Below are 8,072 nucleotides of genomic sequence, written 5' to 3'. Positions count from 1 at the left end.
ACCATGCGATGGGTCGCCTCTTCGACGCTGGGGTGGACCGCGCACGCAACGGCGGCACACACCGCGGCCCCCAGCCCAGCGGCGTTGCGCACGGTGTTGCGGCGCACGGGCATGTCGAAGACGTCCGCGAAGATCTGCATGGCGACATCGCTGTGCGAGCCGCCTCCGGAGACCGTCAGCCACTCGATGGGCGAGTCGAGCTCGCGTTCCATCGCGGTCATGGTGAGTCTCATCCGCAGGGCGATGCCTTCGAGGATGGCGCGGTACATGTGGGCGTATCCGTGTCGCTCGTCGAAACCGAGGAACATGCCCCGCTTGTGCGGCTCGGTGGGCGGGGCCAGCCAGTCCAGCACACAGAGCAAGCCGTCGGAGCCGGCCGGGACCGCGGCCGCGAGCGCGTTGAGGTGGTCCTCGACGCTGAGCCCGGCCGCTTCGGCCGCGAGCCTGGCTTCGGCGCCCACCAGGTCCTTCAACCAGGTCACGGTCCACATGCCGCGGCGGATGCCGCCGCTCTCGTAGAGGTAGCGGCCGGGCTCGGCGGCGAAGTTGGTGAAGAAGTGCTCCGAGCTGGGGACGTACTCCTCCCCGAGGACCATGCCGGCGATGTAGGTGCCCAACGAGACGAGCCCCCCGCGGCTTGCCAGCCCCGCGCCCAGCGCTTCGGTCGCCTTGTCGTTGGCCGTGTGCACCACCGGAAGACCTGCCGGCAGTCCCATGAGGTCGGCGGCCGCTGGGGTGAGGTGGCCACCGACCTGTCCGGGCATCTGTAGCTCGTAGAGCATCTCGCGCGGGACCTGGAAGGCGTCGAACGTCTCAGGGTCGGAACACCAGTCCCAGGCCCGCACGTCCACCGGCCACGGGCCGATGTAGTTGGCCACGGTGTCGGACCGCTCACCGGTCAACCGCCCCATGAGGTAGCCCGACGACGTCGTCACGTAGGCGACCTCGGGGTTGCCGTCCGGGTCGTAGGCACGGGACAGGCGGTCGTCCATCCAGCTCTGCACCGGGGCGGCGAGGGTTCCGTCACCGCGGACCAGGGCCCGGCAACAGCGGATGGTGCACAGGCCGATCCCGACGACGTCGGCCAGGTCGCCCGGGAACTGCGCGACCGCACGCCGCGCCGCGACCACGACGGAGTCGTACAGGTCGTCGTCCGGATGTTCGGCGACTCCGGAGCGCGGGGTGTGCATGGGCGCCAGTGGTTGGGAGGCCTCGCACACCACGTGGCCCTCGGCGGTGAAGATCGTGACCTTCGAGCTCTGCGACCCGCCGTCGATCCCGACGAGGTACGTCTGCGTCATGGCAGCCGTCCTTGGTGTTCGCTGCTGCTCATCGCACCAGGTACCCGCCGTCGACGGTGAGGATGTGGCCGTTGACGTAGTCGGAGGCACGCCCGGCGAGGAACGCTGCCGCCCCCATGAGGTCCTGCCTGTGCCCCCACCGGCCCGCCGGGATGTGGTCCACCACCCGCTGGGAGGCACCGACGTCGGCGCGGGTGTCCGCCGTCAACGGGGTGGCGAAGTACCCGGGGGCGATCCCGTTGACCTGGACTCCGAACGGGGCGAGCTCGTCGCAGTAGGCCTTCGTCAGCCCGGCGATGCCGTGCTTGGTGGCGGCGTACGCCGGCGACCAGCGTCCGCCGAGGAAGGAGAAGACCGAGCAGACGTTGATGATCTTCCCGCTGCGCCGGGGGACCATGTCTTTGGCGACCTCGTGCGACATCTCGAACGCGGCGGTGAGGTTCAGCGCCACCATCGGGTCCCACTCCTGCCGGGTGAAGCTGAGCACCTCGGGCTCGTTGGTCACCCGCCCCGCACAGTTGACGAGGATGTCGACGTCACCGAACTCTGCGTGGCAGCGCTCGACCACCGACCGGGGCGCCCCCTGGGCCGTGATGTCGGCCTCCATGAAGGCGTACCGCGACCCTCGTGCCTCGGCGAGCTGGCGGGTGGTGCTGTCGTCGGACGTCATGCCCGCGGCCAGGACGTCGGCGCCCATGCTGGCCAGGGCCACCGTGAACGCCTGGCCCAGACCGGTGTTGCCGCCGGTGACGATGGCCGTCCGCCCGTCGAGGGAGAAGGCGTCCGGGCCGAACGACGCGACGTCAGCATCCGCGGTGCTCATGGCCAGATCGTCCCTGGGTTCATGGTGCCCCGAGGGTCGAAGGCCGACTTCAGCGTGTTCAACATGTACAGCGACGAGCCGTACTCCTCGGCGAGGAAGTGCGTGCGGTGCTTGCCGACGCCGTGGTGGTGGCACATCGACCCGCCCAGCTTGAGCGTCTCCTCGACGATGATGTTCTGGATCGGGTCGTGGTAGGTGGCGCGTTCCAGGGTGGGGTCGACGTCGATCCTGTAGTAGTAGACGAAGTACATATTGGTGCCGTTGAGGTAGCTGTGGCTGGAGTGGCCACCCAGAAGGATGAACTCAGCGGAGATCTCTCGACGGATACGGGCCAGGGCATTCTCGTAGATGTCGCCGATCACGCTCCAGTTGCCGGAGATCTCGGTGGTGAACCCGTTGACCAGGGTCTCCCGGATCTCCGCGCGCTCCTCCTGGAGCTTGCTGACGTCCCAGTTGAGATGGGTGAACCACTGCTCGATCACGGCGTCGTCAACCCGGTCGACCCCATCGAAACCGGCGACGACCTCCTCGATCCCTTCGCCGGTGGCGGCGGCGAGGCGCTCCGGGCCCTCCGCGACGAAGACCAGCACACAGCGACCGCCGGAGAAGCTGCCGAAGTGGGGCTGGCCGTCCTCGGGGTCGTACAGGCGGGCCACCGAGGGGCGGTATCCCTGCGTGACGACGGCGCGCAGGATGCTCAGACCCTGGCGCATGTCGTCGAGCAGGTAGCCGTAGTACCGGTGGTTCTCGGGGAAGTACCGGTAGATCTTCACCGTCACCTCGGTGATGAAGTTCAGGGCGCCCTCGTTGCCCAGCACAAGGTGGCGGATGTCCGGCCCGGCCGCGCGCCGGGGGACGTTCTTGATCCGGCAGATCTCACCGTTGGGAAAGACCGTCTCCACCCCCACGAGCATGTCCTCGATCCCCCCGTACAGGGTGGAGAACTGCCCGATGGAGCGGGTGGCCACGAGACCGCCGAGCTGGGCCAGGGGTTTGGACTGCGGCGAGTGACCGGTCGTGTACCCCTGCCGCCGCAGCTCGGTCTCGAGGCGCTCGAGCCCGACCCCGCACTGGACGGTGGCGAGCATGTCTTCAGTGTTGATCTCGAGGATGCGGTCCATGGCGGACCCGTCGACCACGACGGAGTCCTCCACGACCGTCTCCAGGCCACCCTCGGTCGCACTGCCGCCGGTCTTGGGTACCACGGGGACCGCGTGCGTGTCCGCGAACACGAGAATCTGCGCCACCTGCTGTGCGGTGGACGGCTGGATGACCGCGGCGGGCAGCGGCAGTGGATAGGAGCCGAAGAGGTTGTCGACCTTGTAGTAGCGGTCAGCGCTGTTGTCCTTCAGCGTCTGCTCGTCGGTCAGCACGCGATCGGCGCCGAGCATGGTCGTGCAGGCCTCCACGATCTCCTGGCGGGAGAGGCGGCCTTCGGTGCTGGTAGCCAAGACGTGGTCCCATCGAAAGGTCGGGTGTACGCACAGCTCGCGCACATAGCCGAGAGTACGGACATGGCGTCGGGCTCGACAGGCGCCCTTCAGGGCGAGGTGAGTCCGGCGTCCGACGCCCGCGTCTCGACCAGAGAGCGTTCGGACTCCTGCACGAGCCGACGCGCGTGGTGCAACGACGCCGTCGGCGCGTGTGTCGGCGACGGTCCTGCCTGCATGGGTGGGCGCGGCGCCAGGGGACGAGAGCTGACCAACGCCGGCTCGTCACGAAGGCGCGGGGGTTGTTCCGAAGTGGTGGGTTGGGTCGGTGTCAGGACGACGTGCCCCTGGAGTCGCAGCAGCCGAAGCCCGAACACGCGTGCCGAAAGATCGAGGGCGACGAAGGCACCCTGCCCGAGACCTCGACCGTCTGCCACCATCACGTCCCCCCGACTCTTCGGGTCATATCCGAGAACGTTCTGCCTCGGCCCCCGAGATCTTCCTAGGTCTTGCGCCGCGCCCTCCCCGGCCCGAAGGCGCCCGAACACGACAGGTCGGCTCGAGCCCGCTCCGATGGCGCGCCGGGTCAGCTGAGCTCGCGCTTACGGACCGCGGAGACGGCGGCGCTGGCCGCCGTCACACTGGCCAGGCTCCCGATCACGCCGAGGCCCGAACTCACCAGCTTCTTGCCGTCGACGCGTTTGGCCACGGCACCGGCTGCCCGCTCCACGGGGCTCTTGGACACGACGGGCGCCTTCTTGAAAAGCCACAACATGGCCTCCCCTTTCTCTTGTCTGGAGCCAGCGTCTACTGGGCGGCCCGCTGGGCCTTCTTGATGGCTGTGATCAGCTCGTCCTTGCGCAGGCTCGTTCGGCCTTCGACGTCGAGAGCGGTGGCCATCTCGAGAAGCTCGGGCTTGGTGTGAGAGCTCAGATCATCCGTCGCCGTGTTGGCCTCGACCTCTGCGACGACCGCTGCGGCCTTGCCCTTCAGGTCCGCGTCGATGTCGCCGATCTCGGACACCTTGTCGTCAGCGGAGTCTGCCTGTGCGTCCGCCTGGTCGGCCAGCTCCTGGGCCTGGCGATGGGCGTCCTGAGCGGCCTTGCGTGCCTGCGTGGCCGCTTCATCCGCCAACCGCCGAGCCTCGGCCATCTGCTCGGTGGCCGCTTCGATGGCCTCGTCCGCGTCCTGCTTGGCCTCCTCCGCGTTTCCCTGGGCCTCCTCGTTGCGGGCGGCGACATCGTCCTCGACCTGCTCGAGGGCAGCCTGAGCCTCCGCCTCGGCCTTGGCCCGCTGCTGGGCGACGAACTGCTCGGCTCGCTTCTGCGCGTCTTTCACCGCGCGAGTGACGTCCGCGTCGGTTTCCTTCTTGGTCTGGTTTCGCCGCCGCTTGCCCTCGTCGGAGACTCTCTTGGCGTCGTCGGCACGGTTCTTCGCAGTCTCGGCGAGCTCGAGGGCGGACTGCTCACTCTTGCGGGCACTGTTGAGTGCATCCTGGGCGCGCTTGATGCGCACGTCGAGGGAGTCCTTGCCGAACGGCACCGTGTCCGCGGCCGACTCCCGGGCCCGGTGGGCCGCGCCAGCCACCTCGTCGCCGGCTCGGCGCGCGTTGTTGCCGCCTCCGGCGACCGCTTGCTTGACGAGCCATCCTGTGTTGCTGGGCAACTCAGTCAGCCCGACCTTGGCCTTGTGCGCGAGCCATCGGGCGGGGCCCCGGGAAGTGTTCTCTTCGGTGGGTTGAGACATGCCCCGACTGTATGTCCCGTTCACGGAACCCGCGACCGGGGACCCTGGGCCCACGGAGTTCCATGACAAGAAGTTGAGCGGAATAGACTCAAGTTTGACTAGGTTGGACATAGCGACGTCAGAGCGCCGCCGCGCACACGATGAAGGAAGGGAGCGCCACACCATGGACCTGCAGCTGACCACCAAGGCTCAAGAGGCCCTGTCCACCGCCGTGCGCGAGGCTGCGGCCGGCAACCACCAACACGTCGAGCCAGCACATGTGCTCAAGGCCCTGGCCGAGCAGTCCGACACCACCACCGGCCCGTTGCTGCAGTCTGTCGGCTCCTCAGCGGGGCAGGTCGGCGCTGTCGCCCAGCAGGCGCTGGCCGGGATACCGACCGTCACCGGCTCGAACATCGGCCAGCCGCAGCTGTCGCGGGCCTCCTTGGCGGCGCTCAACCAGGCACATCAGGCCATGAAGACTCTGGGCGACACCTTCATCTCCACCGACCACCTGCTCGCCGCCCTCGCTCAGGACGCCACGTTCGGCCTCGATGCCGATGCGCTGATGCAGCAGATCCCGGCGATGCGGGGCGGAGCGAGGGTCGACAGTGCGGACCCCGAGGCCGGGTACGACGCGTTGGCCAAGTACGGCACCGATCTGACCGCGACGGCCCGTGAAGGCAAGCTGGACCCCGTCATCGGCCGCGACGCGGAGATCCGGCGGGTCGTGCAGGTGCTGTCCCGCCGCACCAAGAACAACCCCGTCCTGATCGGGGAGCCGGGAGTGGGCAAGACCGCGGTCGTCGAAGGGCTGGCCCAGCGCATCGTCGCCGGGGACGTGCCCGAGTCGCTGCGCGACAAGACGCTGATCTCGCTGGACCTGGGGGCGATGGTGGCCGGCGCGAAGTACCGAGGGGAGTTCGAGGAACGGCTCAAGGCGGTGCTGGCCGAGATCAAGGCCAGCGACGGTCGCGTCGTGACCTTCATCGACGAGCTGCACACCGTGGTCGGGGCCGGCGCCAGCGGCGAAGGCGCCATGGACGCCGGCAACATGCTGAAGCCGCTCCTGGCCCGCGGTGAGCTGCGCATGGTGGGTGCGACCACCCTCAACGAGTACCGCGAGCGCATCGAGAAGGACGCGGCGCTGGAGCGTCGGTTCCAACAGGTCTTCGTCGGCGAGCCGAGCGTGGCCGACAGCATCGGCATCCTGCGAGGGCTCAAGGAGCGCTACGAGGCCCACCACAAGGTGGCCATCGCCGACTCCGCGCTGGTCGCCGCGGCATCACTGTCCGACCGCTACATCACCGGCAGGCAGCTGCCCGACAAGGCCATCGACCTCATCGACGAAGCGGCCTCGCGACTGCGGATGGAGATCGACTCCTCTCCGGTGGAGATCGACGAGCTGCGCCGGATGGTTGACCGCTTGCGGATGGAGGAGCTGCACCTGGCCTCCGAAAGCGACGACGCGTCCAAGGAGCGGCTGGCCACGTTGCGCGCCGACCTCGCCGACAAGCAGGAGCAGCTGGCGGCCCTCGACGCCCGGTGGCAGCAGGAGCGCTCGGGCTTGAACCGGGTGGGTGAGCTCAAGCAGCACCTGGACGAGCTACGCACCACGGCCGAGCGGCTGCAGCGTGAGGGCGACTACGCGAGTGCCTCGCGAGTGCTCTACGGCGAGATCCCCGCCACCACCGCCGAGCTCCAAGAGGCTCAGGAGGCCGAGTCCAGCTCGGTGAAGACCGAGCAGGAGCCCATGGTCAAGGACGAGGTCGGTAGCGACGACGTTGCCGACGTGGTCAGCGCATGGACCGGCATCCCGGCCGGGCGACTGCTGGAAGGTGAGACCGCGAAGCTGCTGCGGATGGAGGAGGTTCTCGGCCAGCGCCTGATCGGTCAGCGCAGCGCGGTGCAGGCCGTCAGCGACGCGGTGCGCCGGTCCCGTGCGGGCATCTCCGACCCGGACCGCCCGACCGGCTCGTTTCTGTTTCTGGGGCCCACCGGCGTCGGCAAGACCGAGCTGGCCAAGGCGCTGGCCGACTTCCTCTTCGACGACGAACGGGCCATGGTCCGGATCGACATGAGCGAGTACGCCGAGCGCCACGCCGTCGCACGTCTGGTCGGCGCGCCGCCGGGGTACGTCGGCTACGACGAGGGTGGCCAGCTCACCGAGGCCGTCCGTCGCCGGCCCTACTCGGTCGTGCTGCTCGACGAGGTCGAGAAGGCTCATCCCGAGACCTTCGACGTGCTGCTGCAGGTGCTCGACGACGGTCGGCTGACCGACGGGCAGGGTCGCACCGTCGACTTCCGCAACGTGCTGCTGGTCATGACCTCCAACCTGGGCAGCCAGTTCCTGGTCGACCCGACCACGGAGGAGGCCACGAAGCGCGAGCAGGTCATGGCGACCGTGCGCACCGCCTTCAAACCCGAGTTCCTCAACCGGCTGGACGAGGTCGTGGTCTTCGACGCGCTGAGCCGCGACGAGCTGGCCACCATCGTGGGCCTGCAGGTCCGGATGCTAGGTGATCGGCTGGCGGACCGCCGGATCACGCTGCAGGTGAGCGACGCCGCAGCGGCCTGGCTGGCCGAGCGAGGGTACGACCCGGCCTACGGCGCACGGCCGCTGCGTCGCCTGATCCAGACCGAGATCGGCGACCGGCTGGCACGCGGCGTGCTCGACGGCAGCGTGCGCGACGGTTCGACGGTGACGGTGGACAGGGCCGAAGACGGTGATGCGCTGACGCTCAGCTGAGTCGCTGCCCACCGTCTGGTCGGCCGCTACCGCTCGCGAGGGGC

At 68.8% G+C, this 8,072-nt stretch carries 6 protein-coding genes; 1 reads left to right on the top strand and 5 read right to left on the bottom strand.

Annotated features, from left to right (window positions below; translation table 11 throughout):
• The 5 genes from VJ976_RS04975 to VJ976_RS04955 form a co-directional block, all read right to left on the bottom strand.
• Positions 1 to 1,301, bottom strand: a 1,301-nt coding sequence (locus VJ976_RS04975; RefSeq protein WP_324099009.1) for an FGGY-family carbohydrate kinase, incomplete at its 3' end; no start/stop codon positions are given.
• Between the two features lie 28 nt (positions 1,302 to 1,329).
• Entirely contained in the window at positions 1,330 to 2,124 is a 795-nt protein-coding gene (locus VJ976_RS04970) for an SDR family NAD(P)-dependent oxidoreductase (protein WP_324099008.1), read from the bottom strand.
• On the bottom strand, positions 2,121 to 3,575 hold the full coding sequence (locus VJ976_RS04965; protein ID WP_324099007.1) for an FAD-binding oxidoreductase: 1,455 nt from the start codon (positions 3,573 to 3,575) through the stop codon (positions 2,121 to 2,123). The genes VJ976_RS04970 and VJ976_RS04965 overlap by 4 nt, the downstream gene beginning before the upstream one ends.
• Positions 3,576 to 4,140: 565 nt before the next feature.
• On the bottom strand, positions 4,141 to 4,329 hold the full coding sequence (locus tag VJ976_RS04960) for a hypothetical protein (RefSeq protein ID WP_324099006.1): 189 nt from the start codon (positions 4,327 to 4,329) through the stop codon (positions 4,141 to 4,143).
• 32 nt (positions 4,330 to 4,361) lie between these two features.
• On the bottom strand, positions 4,362 to 5,300 hold the full coding sequence (locus tag VJ976_RS04955; protein ID WP_324099005.1) for a Rho termination factor N-terminal domain-containing protein: 939 nt from the start codon (positions 5,298 to 5,300) through the stop codon (positions 4,362 to 4,364).
• A gap of 163 nt (positions 5,301 to 5,463) precedes the next feature.
• Between VJ976_RS04955 and clpB the strand changes: the two genes are divergently transcribed.
• On the top strand, positions 5,464 to 8,028 hold the full coding sequence (gene clpB / locus VJ976_RS04950) for an ATP-dependent chaperone ClpB (protein ID WP_324099004.1): 2,565 nt from the start codon (positions 5,464 to 5,466) through the stop codon (positions 8,026 to 8,028).
• Positions 8,029 to 8,072 lie beyond the last annotated feature (44 nt).

Source organism: Ornithinimicrobium sp., from assembly GCF_035267225.1.
In the GTDB taxonomy this organism is placed as follows: Bacteria; Actinomycetota; Actinomycetes; order Actinomycetales; family Dermatophilaceae; genus Ornithinicoccus.
The sequence above is the reverse complement of the archived record's forward strand: the minus strand, read 5'-3'. Positions and strand labels throughout refer to the sequence as shown.